The organism is Christensenellaceae bacterium 44-20, from assembly GCA_041223705.1.
GTDB lineage: Bacteria > Bacillota > Clostridia > Christensenellales > Christensenellaceae > QANA01.
This window is the reverse complement of the sequence record JBCLQU010000001.1, coordinates 957,418-975,666: the sequence shown is the minus strand read 5'-3', so window position 1 is coordinate 975,666 and position 18,249 is coordinate 957,418. Positions and strand designations below refer to the sequence as shown.

22 protein-coding genes are annotated in these 18,249 nt (G+C 56.4%); 18 read left to right on the top strand and 4 right to left on the bottom strand.

The features are described 5' to 3' along the window. Positions 1–144 precede the first annotated feature (144 nt). The 10 genes from AALG83_05175 (at position 145) to atpC (ending at position 9,635) form a co-directional block, all read left to right on the top strand. Positions 145–2,796, top strand: coding sequence for a cation-translocating P-type ATPase (locus AALG83_05175; GenBank protein ID MEY8382546.1), 2,652 nt, complete (start codon positions 145–147; stop codon positions 2,794–2,796). Between the two features lie 347 nt (positions 2,797–3,143). Next, positions 3,144–3,407: a hypothetical protein gene (locus tag AALG83_05170; GenBank protein ID MEY8382545.1), complete on the top strand. Its 264-nt coding sequence runs from the start codon at positions 3,144–3,146 to the stop codon at positions 3,405–3,407. Positions 3,408–3,514: 107 nt separating this feature from the next. Further along, positions 3,515–4,417 (top strand): FoF1 ATP synthase subunit a, encoded by a 903-nt coding sequence (locus AALG83_05165; protein ID MEY8382544.1) that lies wholly within the window; start codon positions 3,515–3,517, stop codon positions 4,415–4,417. 75 nt (positions 4,418–4,492) lie between these two features. After that, positions 4,493–4,723 (top strand): ATP synthase F0 subunit C, encoded by a 231-nt coding sequence (gene atpE / locus AALG83_05160; GenBank protein MEY8382543.1) that lies wholly within the window; start codon positions 4,493–4,495, stop codon positions 4,721–4,723. A gap of 20 nt (positions 4,724–4,743) precedes the next feature. Continuing rightward, the gene (gene atpF / locus AALG83_05155; protein ID MEY8382542.1) at positions 4,744–5,220 is read left to right on the top strand and encodes a F0F1 ATP synthase subunit B; all 477 of its coding nucleotides are present in this window, start codon (positions 4,744–4,746) and stop codon (positions 5,218–5,220) included. Positions 5,221–5,223: 3 nt separating this feature from the next. Continuing rightward, on the top strand, positions 5,224–5,439 hold the full coding sequence (locus AALG83_05150) for a F0F1 ATP synthase subunit delta (protein MEY8382541.1): 216 nt from the start codon (positions 5,224–5,226) through the stop codon (positions 5,437–5,439). 12 nt (positions 5,440–5,451) lie between these two features. Continuing rightward, complete coding sequence (gene atpA, locus AALG83_05145) at positions 5,452–6,981, top strand: F0F1 ATP synthase subunit alpha (GenBank protein MEY8382540.1); 1,530 nt, start codon at positions 5,452–5,454, stop codon at positions 6,979–6,981. Further along, positions 6,965–7,846 carry an ATP synthase F1 subunit gamma gene (gene atpG, locus AALG83_05140; protein MEY8382539.1) on the top strand — a complete coding sequence of 294 codons (882 nt, stop codon included), beginning with the start codon at positions 6,965–6,967 and terminating at the stop codon, positions 7,844–7,846. The genes atpA and atpG overlap by 17 nt, the downstream gene beginning before the upstream one ends. Further along, a complete protein-coding gene (gene atpD, locus AALG83_05135; GenBank protein ID MEY8382538.1) occupies positions 7,830–9,233 on the top strand; it encodes a F0F1 ATP synthase subunit beta in 1,404 nt (467 codons plus the stop codon). Before atpG ends, atpD begins: the two co-directional genes overlap by 17 nt. After that, positions 9,234–9,635: an ATP synthase F1 subunit epsilon gene (atpC, locus tag AALG83_05130; GenBank protein ID MEY8382537.1), complete on the top strand. Its 402-nt coding sequence runs from the start codon at positions 9,234–9,236 to the stop codon at positions 9,633–9,635. 144 nt (positions 9,636–9,779) lie between these two features. Here the strand turns inward: atpC and AALG83_05125 are convergent, their stop codons facing one another. Further along, positions 9,780–10,424: an XRE family transcriptional regulator gene (locus tag AALG83_05125; protein MEY8382536.1), complete on the bottom strand. Its 645-nt coding sequence runs from the start codon at positions 10,422–10,424 to the stop codon at positions 9,780–9,782. A 203-nt stretch (positions 10,425–10,627) separates the two neighbouring features. Here AALG83_05125 and AALG83_05120 point away from each other — a divergent pair, with 203 nt between their 5' ends. Then, positions 10,628–10,840: a hypothetical protein gene (locus tag AALG83_05120; protein MEY8382535.1), complete on the top strand. Its 213-nt coding sequence runs from the start codon at positions 10,628–10,630 to the stop codon at positions 10,838–10,840. Continuing rightward, a complete protein-coding gene (locus tag AALG83_05115; protein MEY8382534.1) occupies positions 10,837–11,049 on the top strand; it encodes a hypothetical protein in 213 nt (70 codons plus the stop codon). Before AALG83_05120 ends, AALG83_05115 begins: the two co-directional genes overlap by 4 nt. A gap of 219 nt (positions 11,050–11,268) precedes the next feature. Here the strand turns inward: AALG83_05115 and AALG83_05110 are convergent, their stop codons facing one another. From AALG83_05110 to AALG83_05100, 3 genes are read right to left on the bottom strand one after another with little or no spacing between them, the layout of a single operon-like run. Further along, on the bottom strand, positions 11,269–11,829 hold the full coding sequence (locus tag AALG83_05110; GenBank protein ID MEY8382533.1) for a manganese catalase family protein: 561 nt from the start codon (positions 11,827–11,829) through the stop codon (positions 11,269–11,271). Between the two features lie 3 nt (positions 11,830–11,832). After that, positions 11,833–12,195: a spore coat protein CotJB gene (locus AALG83_05105; protein ID MEY8382532.1), complete on the bottom strand. Its 363-nt coding sequence runs from the start codon at positions 12,193–12,195 to the stop codon at positions 11,833–11,835. 3 nt (positions 12,196–12,198) lie between these two features. After that, complete coding sequence (locus AALG83_05100) at positions 12,199–12,510, bottom strand: spore coat associated protein CotJA (GenBank protein MEY8382531.1); 312 nt, start codon at positions 12,508–12,510, stop codon at positions 12,199–12,201. Between the two features lie 201 nt (positions 12,511–12,711). On the opposite strand from AALG83_05100, the gene AALG83_05095 reads away from it, so the two are divergent. The 6 genes from AALG83_05095 (at position 12,712) to AALG83_05070 (ending at position 18,211) form a co-directional block, all read left to right on the top strand. Then, on the top strand, positions 12,712–13,557 hold the full coding sequence (locus AALG83_05095) for a DUF5685 family protein (GenBank protein ID MEY8382530.1): 846 nt from the start codon (positions 12,712–12,714) through the stop codon (positions 13,555–13,557). Between the two features lie 3 nt (positions 13,558–13,560). After that, the gene (locus AALG83_05090) at positions 13,561–14,088 is read left to right on the top strand and encodes a hypothetical protein (GenBank protein ID MEY8382529.1); all 528 of its coding nucleotides are present in this window, start codon (positions 13,561–13,563) and stop codon (positions 14,086–14,088) included. Between the two features lie 75 nt (positions 14,089–14,163). Beyond that, on the top strand, positions 14,164–14,778 hold the full coding sequence (locus tag AALG83_05085) for a J domain-containing protein (protein ID MEY8382528.1): 615 nt from the start codon (positions 14,164–14,166) through the stop codon (positions 14,776–14,778). Positions 14,779–14,817: 39 nt separating this feature from the next. Continuing rightward, positions 14,818–15,282: an FHA domain-containing protein gene (locus AALG83_05080; GenBank protein ID MEY8382527.1), complete on the top strand. Its 465-nt coding sequence runs from the start codon at positions 14,818–14,820 to the stop codon at positions 15,280–15,282. After that, positions 15,272–16,522, top strand: a complete 1,251-nt coding sequence (locus AALG83_05075) for an FtsW/RodA/SpoVE family cell cycle protein (GenBank protein MEY8382526.1) — start codon at positions 15,272–15,274, stop codon at positions 16,520–16,522. The genes AALG83_05080 and AALG83_05075 overlap by 11 nt, the downstream gene beginning before the upstream one ends. A gap of 300 nt (positions 16,523–16,822) precedes the next feature. Next, entirely contained in the window at positions 16,823–18,211 is a 1,389-nt protein-coding gene (locus AALG83_05070; protein MEY8382525.1) for a penicillin-binding transpeptidase domain-containing protein, read from the top strand. The last annotated feature ends 38 nt before the right edge of the window (positions 18,212–18,249 follow it).

Here is an 18,249-nt window from a genome sequence, read left to right as displayed (position 1 = left end):
TGTGCAGCAATTTGGGTTGCTGTGCATGAGTCTTTTTGATAAGAGGAAGAATAGGAAGGGATAGAGCGTGTAAAAAAAGGAAAAAAGGCGGTTGGCAAAGAGCGGCAAAGCGCCGTTTAGAAATATTTGAAAGGAAAGAAATTCATGAAGTTCTACACAGAGGATACAGAGCGCGTCTTTGAGCAGCTTGAAAGCTCGCCGCATGGCCTTAGCGGGGCGCAGGCCAAGGAGCGCCTGGACAGAGACGGCAAAAACAAGCTGGCAGAGGGCAAAAAAGTCTCGCTGATGCGCAGGTTCCTAAATCAGCTGGCAGACCCGATGCTCATCATCTTGATGATCGCGGCGGTCATTTCGGGCATCACTTCGGCATATTCCGGCGAAGGGTTTGCAGACGTCATCATCATTGGCGTGGTTGTGCTCATCAATGCGGTTCTGGGCGTCTATCAGGAGAGCAAGGCCGAGCAGGCCATTGCGGCGCTGGCAGAGATGGCCGCGGCAACCAGCAAGGTTCTGCGGGATGGCCAGATGATCACGATTAAGAGCGAAGATCTGGTGGTGGGCGATGTCGTCATCCTGGAGGCGGGTGATGCCGTGCCGGCAGACGGCCGCATCATCGAATGCGCCAGCCTGAAAATAGAAGAGGCTGCGCTGACGGGCGAGAGCGTCCCTGCGAACAAGGCGCTGGAGACGCTGGGCCTGGCGGAAGGCCAGAAGGATATTACCCTGGGCGACCGGACGAACATGGTCTATATGGGCAGTACGGTGGTCTACGGCCGGGGCAAGGCCGTCATTACGGCAACAGGTATGCAGACCGAGATGGGCAAGATCGCCACGGCGCTCTCCCAGGCCGAGGATGAGGAGACCCCGCTCCAAAAGAAGCTGGGGCAGCTTTCAAAAACGCTCTCCTGGCTGGTGCTGGGCATCTGCGCATTCATCTTTGCCGTTAGCATTTGGCGGGCAGGCTCTTTCGCGCCGGATACGCTGCTCTCCACTTTCATGGTGGCAGTCAGCCTGGCGGTTGCGGCAATTCCGGAAGGACTGGCGACGGTGGTTACCATCGTGCTCTCCATCGGCGTAACGCGCATGAGCAAGAGAAGCGCTGTCATCCGCAAGCTCACGGCTGTGGAGACACTGGGCTGTACGCAGATCATTTGCAGCGACAAGACGGGCACGCTGACGCAGAACAAGATGACCGTCGTCGAGCATTATGCCCAGGATGAGAAGCTGCTGGCCAGCGCCATGGCGCTCTGCTCGGACGCGGAACTTGGGGCAGATGGTCAGGCCACAGGCGAGCCGACAGAAGCCGCGCTGGTAAACTATGCCGCCGCGCTGGGCCTAAAGAAGAGCCAGCTTGCGCAGGAACAGCCTAGAGTCGGCGAAGCGCCCTTCGATAGCATGCGCAAGATGATGAGCACCGTGCATGCCCAGGAGGATGGCAGATTTTTGCAGTATACCAAGGGCGCGCCGGATGAAGTTATCCGCCGCTGTGATTCCTATTTGAAGGATGGCAAGGCGCTCCCGCTGACCGAGCGGGCGCGGGAGGAGATTCTGGCGGCCAATAAGGCCATGACGAGCAAGGCTCTTAGAGTGCTGGGCGCGGCGATGCGGGGATACGAGCAAAAGCCGGCCAGCTTTGAGGCGGCAGATCTCGAGCAGGGCATGACCTTCATCGGCCTGGCAGGCATGATAGACCCCATCCGCCCGGAGGTTCTGGGTGCGATCGAGCAGTGCAAGCAGGCAGGCATCCGCCCCATCATGATCACGGGCGATCACCGGGATACGGCCATTGCCATTGCGATGCAGCTTGGCATCATCCAGGATGAAAGCCAGGCCATGACGGGCGCACAGCTCTCTGAGCTTGGCGAGGAAGAGTTTGCGGAGAAAGTGGGGCAGTATAGCGTCTATGCCCGGGTACAGCCCGAGCATAAGGTGCGCATCGTCAAGGCGTGGCGCGCGAAAGGATATATCACCGCCATGACGGGCGACGGCGTCAACGACGCGCCCAGCATCAAGAGCGCGGATATTGGCGTGGGCATGGGCATTACGGGCACAGACGTCACCAAAAACGTCGCGGATATGGTGCTGGCAGACGACAACTTCGCCACCATCGTGCATGCTGTAGAGGAGGGCCGCCGGATTTACGACAACATCCGCAAATCCATCCAGTTCCTGCTGGCCTCTAACATGAGTGAAGTGCTGAGCATTTTCTTTGCGACCATGCTGGGCTTTACCATTCTAAAGCCGGTGCACCTGCTTTGGATTAACCTGATGACGGATACCTTCCCGGCGCTGGCGCTGGGCATGGAAAAGGGCGAGCCGGATCTCATGAGCCGCCCGCCGCGCAACTCCAAAGAGGGCATTTTCGCCGGGGGCATGGGGTTTGACGTCGCGTATCAGGGCGTGCTCGTTACCATCATCACGCTGGCCGCCTACTTTATCGGCCACTTTATGGAGGCGGGCGTCTGGGAGATTGCCCAAAGCGCAGACGGCATGACCATGGCGTTCCTCACCATGAGCATGGCAGAGATTTTCCACAGCTTCAATATGCGAAGCCAGAGAGCCAGCGTGTTCTCGCTAAAGAGCCACAACGGATATCTCTGGGGCGCGATGATTCTCTCCCTGCTGCTGACGACGGCCGTCATCTATCTGCCGGGCTTGGCCGCGGCATTCGAGTTTGAGAGCATCAACCTGGCGGAATATGCAGTTGCTATGGCGCTGGCCATCAGCACAGTCCCGCTGGTAGAGCTAGTCAAATTCTTCCAGAGAAGAGCTGCAAAGCGGCGTGCAAAAGCATAAAAATAATCTTGAGAGAAAAAGGAATCTGCCGGCTTATGCCGGCAGATTTTTTATGCCCCAAAGGCGGCGGAGCAATTTATTTCAGAATTGAAAAAAACTGGTTCTGCGTGAAAAATTCTGTGCTCTCTCTGGAAATTGATTTCATGCTGTTGTATCTTTGTTGAATGCCAGAAAATCGGCGGGGAATAGATGAAATTTGGCGCTAAAATCGGCACTTTTGAGCGGAGGATAAAACACGGAAGAAAGATGACGAAAATGTTACAAAAAAATTTTTTCAATCATATTGCATTTTTGATTTTACAGGCATATAATATGCTCTTGCAGAGTGGCGCAAAGGAGGGAATGCTATGGTTGGAGCGGTGATCGGAATCCTATGCGGAGGCGCAGGGTTTTTCCTGCTGGCCCGGCTCTGCCATGCCGTTTGCCATACGGCGCGGATCCCCTGGATGCTGGCGCTGGCGAACCCGGCGGTTTTGCTGCTGGGGCTAGGGCTTGCAGCCTGGCTTTGCCCGGATGAGCTGGCCTGGGCCGGGGGCTTTGAGGCGGCGTTTCTGATGACGGGAGCGATTGTGCAGATGATTGCGGCCCGGCGGGGCGCAGATGCAAAATGATGCTATGCGCAAAAGGCTGAAAACAGCCGTAAAAAGGGATTGGAACACTCGCAGGCGCGGCGTATGCGCTGGGGTGGAGTGATTTTAAATAAAAAGAGGCAAAAAAGATGACACAGGAAAAACTGATTTGTCTGATTCTGGTTGGAGCGGGGCTGTTGCTGACGCTGCTGGGGTTTTTTCTGAGAAAAGCGGCGATCAAAAAAATCGCGGCCGCAGAAAACCCGGATAAGAAGCTGAAGCGCAAGAAAACCTTGCCGACTGTGCTGATGGTCGTGGGATCGTGGCTGGCGGTTTTGGAGGCGCTGACTTTTTTCTTTGGGAAAAAGCAGGCGGAAGAATTCAAAGTTGAGCTGTTTGCACCGCGCATGACGCTTTTTGGCATGGATATCAGCAGTACGGTGGTCCTCACCTGGATCGCCATGGCGGTCATTTTGGTGATTGCAGTGCTGCTGCGCATCTTCGTCATTCCGCGGATGCGGGAGAAGCCCCGTGGCCTGCAAAATGTGCTGGAGATTGCCGTAGACGCCGTCTGCAACTATACCGAATCCCGGGCGCCGGGAATGGGAGCAAACCTGCCGGCCTACTTATTCTCGCTGGCCTTTATGATGATCATATGCTCCAGCGTGGAATTTTTCGGCCTGAGAGCGCCGACGGCGGATATCACAATGACCTTTGCCATGGCGCTGATCACCTTTATTTTGATCAACTACTACGGCATCAAGAAGAAGGGGCTGGGCGGGCGCATCAAGAGCATGGCACAGCCGACGCCCATCATCTTCCCCATCAAGATCGTCTCGGATGTGGCAGTGCCGGTTTCCATGGCCTGCCGGCTTTTCGGCAATATGCTGGGCGGCATGATCGTCATGGAGCTGCTGTATTATGCGATGGGCAGCGCCGCGCTCTATATCCCGAGCCTGGTGGGGCTATACTTCAATGTGTTCCACCCCTGCATTCAGGTGTTTATCTTCGTCACGCTGACGCTCAGCTTCATCAATGAAGCGACGGAATAGCGAAAAACTCGTTTTCATCTGGGGCGAAAGCTCTGGAACATATAAAAATTGAAAAAATTTTAGGAGGAAATAAAAATGGAAATCGGTTATATTGCGATTGGAGCGGCACTTTGCCTTCTTTCTTGCTCGGTGGCTGGCCTTGGCATGGGCCTGGCGACGGGAAAAGCGGTAGATGCAGTTGCACGGCAGCCAGAGGCTTCGGGCAAAATCAACTCCATTTTGCTTTTGGGCCTGGCGCTTACGGAATCCACGGCTATCTACGGCTTCGTCAGCGCGCTGATTATGATGTTTACGCTGGGCGCATAGCTTAGGGCAGGGAGGCAGAAATGGAGCTTTATCCACTGGATATTCTCATTCATATTGTCAATATCGTCGTAACGTATGTTCTGCTGCGCGTTTTGCTCTATAAGCCGGTGCGCAGGTTCATGGATGAGCGTGCGGAGAAGATTGCCGGCCAGATGGAGCGCGCGAAAGAGCTGGAAGAGACGGCTAAGGCGCGTCAAGCACAGTATGATGAGCAGATTGCCCAGAGCGAGCAGCAGGCGCGGGAAATTCTCCGCCAGGGAGAGCAGAAGGCGCTGGAGGCGGCAGAGGGCATTAAGAGCGCTGCTAGGGAGCAGGCGGATCAGGTGCTGAGCCAGGCCCGGCAGCAGGCCGAGCAGGAAAAAACGCGCGCCATGGAGGGCATGCAGGAGCAGGTCGCCCAGGCGGCGGCGCAGATTGCCGGCCGGATTTTGCAGCGCGAGGTTTCCCTGGAGGATAACCGCCGCGTCGTGAATGAGTTTTTTCATGAGGTTAAATAAGCGATGCAGGTTACAGTGAGAATCGCGCAGCCCTATGACGAGCAACTGATTTCCTCTATCCAAAAAGGGATGGAGAAGCTGCTTGGCCAGAAGGCTGAACTGGAAATAATCGAGGATGAGGCGCTGCTCGGCGGCTTTTGCATCTTTGCAGACAGCAAGGTTTACGACGCGAGCCTCAAAACGCAGCTGCAGGAGATGCAGCGGCGCCTGTCGGACTAGGGGGAAGAGGAAATGCTGAATTTTGATACGAGCGGGATTGGCCTTTTCCTGAAGGAAAAGATTGGAAGCTATACTTTTGAGCCGAAGATCTATGAATATGGCAATGTCGTCAGCTGTTCGGATGGGATCGTCCAGGTTTCCGGGCTTTCGCACTCCAGGTACGGCGAGCTGCTGGAATTTGAGAATCACTCCTATGGCCTGGCGCTGGATCTTCGGCTGGACGGCGTCGGCGCAGTTTTGCTTTCGGGCGCAAGCCAGGTAACATCCGGATCGATTGTGCGCGGCACAGGGCGCGTCGCGGATATTGGCGTGGGCGATGCACTGCTGGGCAGAGTTGTCGACCCCATTGGCCGCCCGCTGGATGGCAAAGAGCTGGAACCCGAGGCATACCGCCCCATCGAGAGCCCTGCGCCTACCATCATGCAGCGCGCACCGGTGGATACGCCGCTGGAGACCGGCCTTCTGGCCATCGACAGCATGATCCCCATCGGCCGCGGCCAGAGAGAGCTGATCATCGGCGATCGGCAGACGGGCAAAACCAGCATTGCGCTCTCCGCTATGCTGAACCAAAAGGGCAAAGACGTCATCTGCGTCTATTGCTCGATTGGGCAAAAAGCCTCGACGATCGCGCAGATGATAGAGACGCTGGAGCAGGAAGGCGCGATGGAGCACACGGTGGTCGTCGCCTCCACAGCCAGCGACAGCGCGGCCATGCAGTATATCGCGCCGTATGCGGCCTGCGCCATTGCCGAGCACTTCATGTATGCGGGCAAGGATGCGCTGGTAGTTTACGACGATCTTTCCAAGCACGCTGTGGCCTACCGGGCCATGTCGCTGCTGCTGCGCCGGCCGCCGGGCCGGGAAGCTTACCCGGGCGATGTGTTCTATCTGCATAGCCGCCTGCTGGAGCGCGCGGCAAAGCTCAGCGATGAGTTTGGCGGCGGCTCCATGACGGCGCTGCCCATTGTCGAGACGATGGCGGGAGATATCTCCGCCTATATTCCGACCAACGTCATCTCCATCACAGACGGCCAGATTTATCTGGAGAGCGAGCTGTTCCATGCGGGCGTGCGCCCGGCAGTCAACGTCGGCCTTTCGGTTTCGCGTGTGGGCCGCTCTGCGCAGCACGAGGCGATGAAGAAAGTTTCTGGAAGCATGCGTCTGGATGTGGCGCAGTATAGAGAGATGGCGGTTTTCGCGCAGTTTGGCTCGGATATCGATTCCTCCACTAAGCAGATGCTGGATCGGGGGGAGCGGCTGGTGGAGCTGACCAAGCAGCCCCAGGATAGCATCCTTTCCCTGGCAGAGCAGGTTGCCATTCTCATTGCGTATCAGAAGGGAATTTTCTCTGAAGTTCCCACGCATCAGGTAACCGAGCATAAAAACGCTCTGCTGGAGTTTTTGGCAAAAGCCTGCGGCCGCCTGATGGCGCGTATCAATGAGGTGGGCGCATTCTCCCAGGAAGAGCGGGAAGAGCTGGAGCAGGCGATTGCGCAGTTTGGCGCGCAGACGGAGGCGAAGCCGGATGCAGAACACCAATGAGATCCGCGCGCACATTGCGGCAGTAAAGCAGACCCGGAAAATCACCAATGCCATGCACCTTGTGGCCTCCTCCCGCCTGAAAAAGGTGATGAGCCACATCGAGTATAACAACACTTATTTTTCTCGGGTGCAGGCGACCATGAAGGATATTCTGCAATCATCCGAGTCCGTAACCCATCAGTATCTGACGGGCCGTGGCGGCGATCGGCGCACATATATCGTCGTGGCGGGAGACAAGGGGCTGGCCGGGGCGTATAACGCCAGTGTGCTCAACTTGGCCTATGAGACCATCAGCCAGCGCAAGGAGAAGAAGGAGACGTATCTGCTGACGGTTGGCCTGGTGGCGACCGAGTTCTTTAAGGCCAGGGGAATGCAGCCGGATATCGAGACCACCGGCGCCGTGCAGGACCCTTCGCTTTCCAATGCACGCAAGCTGGCTTTTGATATCTTCGATCTCTACGACGACGACCTGACGGATGAAGTCTATATCATCTATACCTCCTTTTACGGAGATACCAAAAACAGGCCGGTGATCCGCCGGCTTCTGCCCATCGTCCGGGGGGATTATGAGCAGATTGCGGCGCACAAAATGAGCGATATCATCTATGAGCCGTCTGCGCAGGAGCTGTTTTCCCTGCTGGTGCCGCAGTATGTTACGGGAATTTTGTTCGGCGCGCTGGTGCAGGCCTATGCGGCGGAGCATTTTGCCCGCATGAACGCCATGCAGAGCGCGACGCGCAATGCGGATGAGATGCTTAAAAAATTGCAGACCCAATACAACATGGCGCGTCAGGCGGCCATCACGCAGGAAATCACAGAGATCTCCGGCGCTGCGGAAGCATTGCTCCATGGAAGAGAGGATTGACATGCAAAACTCTGAGTTTGGTACAATTATCAAAATTAGCGGCCCTGTGCTGGATGTGCAGTTCCCGGGGCAAAGCCCTGCCCTGCACAATCTGCTTTGCACAGAGGACGGCGTGCATATGGAAGTGGCGGCGCATATCCGGCAGGGGCTCGTGCGCGCGATTGCTCTGGAGGCCACAGAAGGCCTTTGCTGCGGCATCAAGGTGAGAGATACGGGCGCATCCATCAAAGTGCCGGTGGGCGAGGGCGTGCTCGGGCGCGTCGTCAATGTGCTGGGCGCTCCTATCGATGAAAAGGGCGAGGTTGATGCGGCGGATCACTGGGAAATCCATCGCCAGCCGCCGGAATTTGGAAGCGTCAGGCCGGTAACAGAGCTGTTTGAGACGGGCATCAAGGTGATCGATCTGCTGGCGCCTTATGCCAAAGGCGGCAAAATCGGCCTGTTTGGCGGCGCAGGCGTGGGCAAGACGACGCTTATCATGGAGCTGATCCACAATATCGCCATCAACCACGGCGGCTATTCGGTTTTCGCCGGAGTGGGCGAGCGCAGCCGAGAGGGAAACGACCTCATTCACGATATGGAGAAATCCGGCGCGCTCTCCAAAACGGCCATGACGTTCGGGCAGATGAACGAGCCGCCGGGCTCGCGTATGCGCGTCGCTCTGACCGGGCTGACCATGGCGGAATACTTCCGGGATCAGCAGAGCAGGGATGTTTTGCTCTTCATCGATAATATCTACCGCTATGTGCAGGCGGGCAACGAGGTTTCGGCGCTGCTGGGCCGGATGCCCTCTGCTGTTGGCTATCAGCCGACGCTGGCCACCGAGCTGGGCGAGCTGGAGGAGCGCATCACGTCGACCCAGAAGGGCTCAATCACATCCGTGCAGGCCATCTATGTCCCGGCAGACGACTTGACAGACCCTGCTCCGGCGACGATTTTTACGCATCTGGATGCCACGACCGTGCTCTCCAGATCCGTCGCAGAGATGGGCATTTACCCGGCAGTCAGCCCGCTGGAATCGACTTCGCGGATTCTCGATCCCGCAATCGTGGGCAAGCGGCACTATGAAGTGGCGCAGGCCGTGCAGGAATGCCTCCAGCGCTACAGCGAGCTCAAAGATATCATCGCGATTCTGGGCATGAACGAGCTCTCCGCCGAGGATAGGGCGACGGTCTACCGGGCGCGCCGCATTCAGCGATTCCTCTCGCAGCCCTTTGCCGTGGCCGAGGTGTTCACAGGCCAGCCCGGGCGCTTCGTACCCTTGGAAGATACCATCAGAAGCTTTGAGGCGATCATCGGCGGTGAGGTGGATGATCTGCCGGAAGCGGCATTTTTCCAGGTCGGCGGCATTGATGAAGTGGTCGCCAAGGCGAAGGAGATGCAGTAGATGACATTCGATCTGAGCATCATGACGCCCGAGCGACAGTTCTTTTCTGGCCAGGTGGAGGCGCTGACGATCACGGGCATCGACGGCCAGATGACCGTCCTGGCCGGGCATGCGCCCATGGTCGTTTCGCTGGCAGTCGGAGAAATCTCAATCAAGCAGGATGGAGTATGGCGGGAGGCCGTCAATAGCGAAGGCTTTATGGAGGTTTTGCAAGACAGCGTTGTCGTATTCGTCCAGGCGTGTGAGTGGCCGGAGGATATTGATATGCGCCGGGCAGAAGAGGCAAAACACCGCGCGGAAGAGCGCATTCGCCAGAGGCAGAGTATCTGGGAGAACAAGAGTTCCAAGATCGCGCTGGCCAGGGCAATGGTGCGTCTGCGGGCAGGCCGCAAATATCACTAGAAAAAAGAGCAGGGCAGTGCCTTGCTCTTTTTCATTTGGGAAAAGAGTAATATAAAAGGCACGGGACAGATGCTCCGTGCCTTTTGCTAGTGCTGATCAAACCGCTTTTCCCAATGCCGCTGGCTCCGAAGTTTCCCCGGCTTTTTAGAAGAAATCCCGCTCCACTTTGCGGACAACGCCATAGATATAGAGCGTTTCCAGCGCTTCGCCGGTCAGCAGCCGGGTGGGATACTGGCGGTTTTCCGGCTTGAGCAGCACGATGCCATTCTGCCGCTCAAAGCGCTTGATGGTGGCCTCGTCTCCATCTACGATGGCGACGACGATATTGCCGTTTTCCGCGGTGTTTTGCAGGTGTACCAAAATATAATCCCCGTCCTGCAGAACCGGCTCCATGCTGTCGCCCGAGACCCGGATCCAGACGTATTCTTCCGAATTGGCCAGATCCGTTACAGGCCGCGCGCCTTCATATTCCAGCTCGACGGCGCCGTTCCATCCGGCTTTGGCCGTGGCGACAATGGGGCGCATGGCCGTTATCCGGGGCGGATTTTTCAGTACCTCAAGCTCAGAGCCGGGAAGCGCCTCGGAGGAATCTTCCCAGCCCATCAGGTAGGCGGGCGTGGTATAGAGCGCTTTGGCTAGCCCTTCGATGACGGCGGGCTTTAGGTTGACGACTGTGCCCGTCTCGTATTTATTGATGGCAGCTTTTTGCACGCCAATTTTCGCCCCCAGTTCTTCCTGGGAAAAGCCGTACTCCAGCCGCAGCTGCCGTATTCTCTGCCCGAGTGTCAAAAACGCCACCTCCCTTTCTTTTTATTATACACAGATGCGAACAAAAAACAAGCAAAAAATATCTTGACAGGAAACTTTTTTGGGAGTATTCTTGTAGTATCGAAAAAAGATACGAGAAAAACTCCCTTTTATTTAGCGATATATGCGTGAAAAGTGAGAATTTAAGTATCTGAAAAAGATATTACAGGATGAGGCGGGAAGTTGTGGCAAGCCAGGGAGGCACAATGCAGGAGGATGCGGAAAAAAAGCCGGAGAGCGATCTGATGCTCTACGGCGTGGAAGATGCGAAGCATATGACGATAGCGTATGCAGAAAAGCTGCGGGCTGGCGGGGCATATCTGGAGCTGGATTCCAAGGGATTTGTCTGGGTATACCGGGGGCGCGGGCAAGAGAGAACGCAAAAGGAGATGGCATGATGATGCAGTTATTTGGAATGGGAATGTTGGCGCTGTGCGGCGCTTTTCTGGGGCTTTTGGGCGTGAGTTTTGTGATGGAAAAACTGGCCAGCGCGAAACTTTGGGACAAGCTGGCGATGCCTCTGTTGGAAGGATCCGGCGAGACGCAGGAGCCGCTTCGCAGAAAGAGAGCCCTGCCGCGGTACGAGAAAGGCTATCTGCATCAGTAGAGCGCCTGGCTTTGGCATAGCCGGGCGGCAAGATGCGGCGCCCAAAAAACACTGGAAAATGTAAATAGAATGAACCTCTCATATTTGTGATTTTATAGGGAAAAGCGGGCGAATTGCCCGCTTTTTTCATATGTGCGAATATATTTTTCTCTGCATGGAAAAACCTGGACCGCAAGGCGGCGCCAGGTTTTGGAAGAGTGCGTCGGGTCAGCAAAAAGTTTACTGGCCGAGATAGTCGTGCAGGATATTGAGCGCTTCGCCGAAACGCTGGAAATGCACGATTTCGCGTTCGCGCAGGAACTGAAGCGGCGCGATGATGGCGGGGTCGTCGCAGAATTTCATGACGCCCTCATAGCCAGCCCGGGCTTTCTGCTCGGCGGCCATATCGTTGGTGATGTCTGCGATGGGATCGCCGGTTGTGCCGACGTAATCCGCCGTCCAGGAATAGCCGTTCTGATCTTTGGGGAAGGGGCAGCAGTTAAATGCGGCAACCCATCCTTCCATGCCGGCAGCGCGGAGCTCTTCCTTGGTTGCGCCGGCCAGCATCTTCTGGATCATGACGGAAAGCATCTCAACATGGCTTAATTCCTCCGTGCCGATGTCCGTCAAAATCGCCTGAACAGCGCCGCAGGGCATGCAATACCGCTGGTTCAGGTATGTCGTTGCGGCGGTAAATTCGCCGTTGGGGCCGCCAAGCAGCATGGCGGTCAGCTTAGCCATTCTGGGGTTGGGCCGAATATCGCCGAGAGGATAGATCAGCCTTTTTTCATAAATCCACATTTCTTATTCCTCCCTCATAAATTTCTGGTGCCACGGGAAAGGCTGGGTGTTCCACTTCCAGCTGTCCCGGCTGACAGAGTTTCCAAAGTTTGAAATTGGCCCAAAGTCTTTTTCATACATATCTTTAAGCGCCCGGAGCTGCTGCGCATAGCAGTTGTAATCCGAAAGGGCGCGAGCATCGTTGGGATGCGTATCCAGATAGAGATTGATGTCAATGCAGATAAACTCGCATTCGGTAATTTGTTGCATGAGCGAACGCTTCTTTTCGAGCTCTGCCGGGCAAAGCCCCTCAGAAACGGCGCAGACATCCATCTGGCTCTCTGGCGTGCGCATTGCGTATCTCATGTTGCAGCCACAATTTGCCATTTCTTATTCCTCCTCTTTGCAAGGGCAGGTGCGCGCCGGCCGCATCTCGCTATGAGCGTGCGGGCAGCTGCCGCAAGCAGTATTGACTGTCGAATAGGGCATATACAGGTCGTTAAAAAACGTCCCGTTGTGCAGCGACTGGCTGGGCAGCGCGCAGTTGGAATATGCCTGAGGCACGACAAAAGCTCTCGCGTATAAATTTGGTTGTTCCGCATCAGCAAAAAAATTGACTCTATTACATGTTTGCGCTTCCGCAGCACAGCTGGGGTACTGGGTAAAAGCGCTGAAAACATAGGGAGCATCCATCTGATTCATTTTGCTATCTGCCTCCTTTTTTCATAATTCTTTATATAAGTATGACGGCGGGGGAAAACTGTGCGGATGGCGGATATGTAAAAAAATTGAGAATTACCGCCGGGAAATGGCAACCGGGAGTAAAAAATGTTATAATAACTTCACCTACCCCTTGAGCATCGGAAGCCGGGGCAAAAAGTTTGGCAGTGCGGAGGAAGTTTTGTGTTTGGGTATGTGATGGTGCAGAAGGGGGAGCTTCTGGTAAAAGAATACGATACCTTCCGCGCTTACTACTGCGGGCTCTGCCGCCAGCTGGCGGAATACGGCATCAAGGGCCGCCTGCTTTTAAGTTACGACTGCACATTCCTCTATCTGCTCGCTTCCGCGCTTTCAGATCAAGCGCCGCGCTATGAGCAGATGCGCTGCCCGGTGCACCCGGCGCGCAGGATACCGCAGGCCTTTGCGGAAGGGCGGGAGTATGCCGCGGCTATGAATCTGCTGTTGGGCTATTATAGCCTCAAAGACCATGCGGCAGATGGGAACCGCCTTTTGGGGGCGGCCGGCGGGCTGTACAAAAGCGCGGTAAGGCGCGCGGCCGGGCGCTATCCTGCGGCGCAGGAGGCGATTCGGGAGCAGTTGGAGCAGCTGCAAACGCTGGAAGCGGAGGGCTGCCGGGAGATCGACCGGGCGGCGGATGCGTTTGCAAAAATGCTGGGCAAGCTCTTTTTGCCGCTGGGGGAGCAAAAAGAGGTTCTGGAGGATTTGGGCTATCATATCGGCAGGTTTATTTACCTGATCGACGCGCTGGATGACCTGCAAAAAGACGCCAAGAGCGGCAGCTATAACCCGTTTTTGCGGCGGTTTGGGGCAGATACGCCGGCGATTCTGGAGAGCGCGCGGTTCAACCTGCTCAGTTCGGCGGACGAGGCTGGCAGGGCGCTGGATCTGCTAAGCCTCAAGCGGCACTCCGGCATCTTGGAAAATATCATTTACCGCGGACTGCCTGCGAAGATGGAAGCTGTGCTCGCAAAATACGGCGGTCAGGAAAGCGGAAAACAGGAAGCATAGAGCATGAGAATCGATTATTCTAAAAAAACATACCGGCTCAGCCTGAGCCTGATGTGCGCGGCGATGACGCTGGTCTGCCTTTATACCGCGACGCTGCTGCCCGGCGGGCGGCTGGCGCTGTATTTTCTGGCAGGCATGCTCACCATCCCGCTCATCAGCGAAAAGGAGCTGGGGACGAGCATCCTCATGTTCGGCGGGACGTATCTGTTCAGCCTGCTGCTCGTGCCGGATTTTCAGAGCTCGCTCCCGTATCTGCTGCTGTTTGGGCACTATGGAATCGTCTGGTATTTTTGCGGGAAAACCAAGGATAAGCTGACGGCGTATGTCCTGCGGCTGGTCTACTGCAATATCGGGATGGTGCTGATCTATTTCTTCGCCTCTCAGACTGTGATGGACGGCTTTCTTGCCGGCATTCCCATGGCCTGGCGCATTGTTTTGGCGCAGGCGGCTTTTTTGGCCTACGATTTTCTATACGGCAGGATTGCCGAGTTCTACCGCGTATTTTTGCGGGATTCCCTGCTCAGCGAATAGGCGGCAGGCAGATGGGCGCGGCTCATCAGAAGATAATTTTGCGCAGAGAATGCGCCGAATGGAGAGGAAACAGGCGTGAACCCATATCATGTGCTCGGTGTGAGCGAGACGGCCACAGACGAAGAGATCAAGGCGGCATACCGCCGGATGGTAAAAAAATACCACCCGGATCGGTATGTGGACAGCGCGCTCAAAGAGCAGGCTTCGGAAAAATTAAAGGAAATCAACGCCGCATACGACAGCATTGGGAAGAGCAGGAAGGGCGGGGCGACTGGCTCGGGCATGGGAGGGCAGGGCGGCTACTCTTCGGCCTATGGAATGGGCGGCCGGCAATACCGATACCGCTCGGAATACCAGGGCGCGGCGCGCTATGGGGCTGTGAGAGAGAAAATCCGCGTGGGCGATATCGGCTCGGCCGAAGCGATTCTGGACAGCATGGCACAAAGGGATGCGGAATGGCACTATTGGAAAGGCATTATCCTGCGGCAGCGCGGCTGGTACGACGGTGCGCGCCAGCATTTTGCCCAAGCCCATGCGATGGATCCGGCAAACCAGGAATATGCCCGCGCCTTTTATGCCATGAATAATCCTGGCGGGTTTGGCGGCGGCCCGGCTGGCAATGCAGATTGCTGTGAGCTTTGTATGTGCTCGAACCTTTGCTGCAGAACATTTATGTGGCCCTGCTGCTAGGGCATTTGGCAGGGAAAAAGATAGGAAGGAGGCAAGAAATTGGCCCAGCTATATGATACGCTTTCATTCGTATTTCGCTATTGGTTTTTATTCTTGGCGGCGATGATGCTGCTTTTGCTCGTGCTGAACTCCCGGGCGGAATACCGGGAACGCAAAGCCGTGATGGGCGAAGTCGGCCAATATATTGGCTACCTGGAAATTATCGGCGGGGCAGAAGATGCGTATGGGATGCGCATTGGGCTGACGCCGGAGAATATCGTCGGCAGCGGAAAAAATGCAGATATCATCATCGAGGACAGGAGCGTGCGCAAAAGCCACGCCATGATCGCAAGAAAGGGAAAAGGCGTAGTGCTCCAGCCGCTGTCTGAAAAGGCGGAGACGCGGATCAACGGGCGGCGGGCAGTGCGCGCGCACCGCATTATCACGGGAGACATCGTGAGCTTTGGCGGCATCGATGCCAAGGTTTACTTAAAGCCCCAGAAGGGAGCGGCCCATGACGATTAGGAGAAGGAGCACCGCGGCACTGCTGTTTTTGCAGGTGCTCTTCATCATCAGCGCCTTTGGCCTGCTTACGTTTAAAGGCGGCGAGCTGGATTGGCAGGCGGCGGCCAGCGGGCTGATTTTGTGCCTGTTCAACCTGTTTCAGTATAATATCCTCAAATCCTGCTTCAAGCATCTGGATCGGTTCTGCCTGATTGTCGCGCAGTTTTTGTGGTCTCTGGGGCTGGCAGTGATCTACCGCATCAGCCCGGCGCTGGCCATCAAGCAGTTCCTCATTCTCATGGCCAGCACGCTGGTCATGGTCTGCGTGATGCTCATCATCCGAAAGAGCGTAGACTTCGGCCGGCTCAATTGGCTGTTTATGGTGCTGACGTTCCTGCTGCTGGCTTCCACGCTGGTGCTGGGAAGAAGCATCGGCGGGGCGAAAAACTGGATCAAGCTGGGCTTTTTCACGCTCCAGCCCAGCGAGTTTGCCAAGATTCTCTATATCATGGTCTCGGCCTATTTTCTGACGACCCGGGAGAAGCTGGTTTCCTTCATCCCATATCTGATCTACACGGCGGCATGTGTCATGCTTCTGGTGGTGGAGAAGGATTTGGGCGCGGGCCTGCTCATCGCGCTGACCTTCCTGGTCATGTTTTTTGCGGCCACCGGGCGCACGCTGCTGACGCTGCTCGGCGTGGGCGTGCTGGGCGGCGGGGCGTATGCCAGCTATAAGCTCTTCTCGCATGTGCAGACACGCGTGCAGGTTTGGCAGGACCCTTGGGCGACGTATAACGGCCAGGGCTACCAGATTGTGCAGGGCCTGCTGGCGCTGGCCAGCGGCGGCCTGTTCGGCGTGGGGCTGGGCAGAGGGATGCCGGAAGTCATCCCCGTGCGCGAATCGGACTATATCTTCACCGTCATCGGCGAGGAATTCGGCATCATTTTCGGGATCATCACGATCCTGTTCTATCTGGTCTTTATCGTGCGGGGCATTCTCATCGCGCTGAATGCGCGCAGCACATACGATGCTCTGCTGGTCTTTGGCTGCACGGCCATGCTGACGCTGCAAAGCTTCATCATCATCGGCGGCGTCATCAAGCTGATCCCGCTGACCGGCGTAACCCTGCCCTATATCAGCTATGGCGGAAGCTCCATTCTTTCCTCTATGATCCAGCTGGGCATTATTCAGGGCGTCGCCATCAAAAACGGGCAGAAGGATGAGGAAGAGCTGGCTGAAATGGGCGGCGAAATCGCTTAATTTTACACGATTGCAAAAACACAGGAAAAAGAAGGCGCGGCACGCGGGTGCGGGGATAAGGAGCAGTTAGGCTCCAACCCTTCTGCGAAGGGCACACGCGATTGCAAGGCCGCGCAGGAACAGGAGAGCGCGGCACGCGGGTGCGGGGATAAGGAGCAGTTAGGCTCCAGCCCTTCTGCGAAGGGCACACGCGGCTGTAAAGCCGCGGAAAAGGCGATTGCGAGACGCGGGGGGCGCAGTTAGCCGGGGCCTCTTTCCAGGCAGGAAACCAAGCAAAAATTGGGAAAAGGAGGAAGCGCTTTGAGAAACGTCGATAAATTCAAGCGAAATATGCGCATCTCGCTGGGCATTTTTGTAACGCTGTTCAGCGTGCTCATCATATATCTGGGCTATTCTGTCGTTGTCTATGGAAATCAGTGGTATGCCACGCCCTATAACCCCAGAATTCAGCAGGCATATAAGAATATCTCGGGCGGCACGGTCTACGATGCAAAGGGCATCCGGCTGGCTTGGTCCGACGGGACGACGCGCCGCTACCATGAGGAAGTGGATAAGCGCCGGGCGCTCTCGCATATCATGGGCGACCCTGCGGGCATCGCGGCCAAAGGCGTGGAGACGCGGTTCGCCAAATATCTCTATGGCATGGACAAGGATCTCGTCGAGCGCATCGAGGATCTGCTGGCAGGCAGGGAAAGCCAGGGCAATGATATTACGCTGACGGTAGACGCCGAGCTTTCGGAATATATCTACGACAATATGGATGCGATGACGGGGTGCGTCGTCGTCCTCAACTACAAGACGGGGGAGATTCTGGCAAATGTTTCCATCCCGACCTTCGATCCCACAACCCTGGGCCAGGAGGAGCCTGTGGATACCAGCCTGGTAGACCGGGCGACCATGGGCCGCTATCCGCCGGGGTCTATCATGAAGATCATCACGGCTTCCGCGGCGATGGAGGAGGGAATCGACCTCTCCTACGAATGCACGGGCGAGTGCATCATCGAGGGGCAGAAGGTTACCTGCTCGGGCGGCGCGCACGGGGCGCTGACGCTGGAGAGCGCGTTCACCAAATCCTGTAATACCTATTTTGCCAACCTCTCTGTGAAAATCGGCGGCAGCCGGCTGAAAAAGCAGGCGGAGAAATTCGGGTTCAACCAGCAGTTCAAGTTCGCCGGAGACGAGATAGAGCTCTATCCCAGCAATTTCGAGGTTACGGGCAACGAGGGCGATATTGGCTGGGCGGGCGTCGGCCAGTATAACGATCTGGTAACGCCCCTGCATGCCGCGATGATCGCCGGCAGCATCGCCAACGACGGCGTGATGATGGAGCCCAAACTGCTAAGAGACGTAGCCCGGGGCGGCTATGCCGGCTTCTCGTTTACGCCGGCGCAGTATAAGCGCGTGCTCTCGGCCGAGATGGCCGGGCGGCTCAAGGAATACATGCGCGAAGTAGTGCAGAGCGGCACGGGCACTTCCGCTGGGGTTTCGGGCATTCCCATCTGCGGCAAGACGGGCACCGCCGAGTTTATGGAGGATGGGCAGGTCAAAAACCATTCCTGGTTCGTGGGCTTTATCGACGATAGCAGCAAGCCCTATGCCGTAGCCGTCATCTTTGAAGGCGCGGGCTTTGGTTCGCGCTATGCCGCGCCCATGGCCGGCAAGATTTTCGGCTATCTGGCCGAGCATTAAAGAGGAAAATAGAAAAGAAGCGACAAGCTGTCGCTTCT

Coding starts and splice junctions, on each gene's coding strand:
- AALG83_05175 (MEY8382546.1), top strand. CDS start 145: ATGAAGTTCTACACAGAGGATACAGAGCGCGTCTTTGAGCAGCTTGAA.
- AALG83_05170 (MEY8382545.1), top strand. CDS start 3,144: ATGGTTGGAGCGGTGATCGGAATCCTATGCGGAGGCGCAGGGTTTTTC.
- AALG83_05165 (MEY8382544.1), top strand. CDS start 3,515: ATGACACAGGAAAAACTGATTTGTCTGATTCTGGTTGGAGCGGGGCTG.
- atpE (MEY8382543.1), top strand. CDS start 4,493: ATGGAAATCGGTTATATTGCGATTGGAGCGGCACTTTGCCTTCTTTCT.
- atpF (MEY8382542.1), top strand. CDS start 4,744: ATGGAGCTTTATCCACTGGATATTCTCATTCATATTGTCAATATCGTC.
- AALG83_05150 (MEY8382541.1), top strand. CDS start 5,224: ATGCAGGTTACAGTGAGAATCGCGCAGCCCTATGACGAGCAACTGATT.
- atpA (MEY8382540.1), top strand. CDS start 5,452: ATGCTGAATTTTGATACGAGCGGGATTGGCCTTTTCCTGAAGGAAAAG.
- atpG (MEY8382539.1), top strand. CDS start 6,965: ATGCAGAACACCAATGAGATCCGCGCGCACATTGCGGCAGTAAAGCAG.
- atpD (MEY8382538.1), top strand. CDS start 7,830: ATGGAAGAGAGGATTGACATGCAAAACTCTGAGTTTGGTACAATTATC.
- atpC (MEY8382537.1), top strand. CDS start 9,234: ATGACATTCGATCTGAGCATCATGACGCCCGAGCGACAGTTCTTTTCT.
- AALG83_05115 (MEY8382534.1), top strand. CDS start 10,837: ATGATGATGCAGTTATTTGGAATGGGAATGTTGGCGCTGTGCGGCGCT.
- AALG83_05110 (MEY8382533.1), bottom strand. CDS start 11,829: ATGTGGATTTATGAAAAAAGGCTGATCTATCCTCTCGGCGATATTCGG.
- AALG83_05105 (MEY8382532.1), bottom strand. CDS start 12,195: ATGGCAAATTGTGGCTGCAACATGAGATACGCAATGCGCACGCCAGAG.
- AALG83_05100 (MEY8382531.1), bottom strand. CDS start 12,510: ATGAATCAGATGGATGCTCCCTATGTTTTCAGCGCTTTTACCCAGTAC.
- AALG83_05090 (MEY8382529.1), top strand. CDS start 13,561: ATGAGAATCGATTATTCTAAAAAAACATACCGGCTCAGCCTGAGCCTG.
- AALG83_05075 (MEY8382526.1), top strand. CDS start 15,272: ATGACGATTAGGAGAAGGAGCACCGCGGCACTGCTGTTTTTGCAGGTG.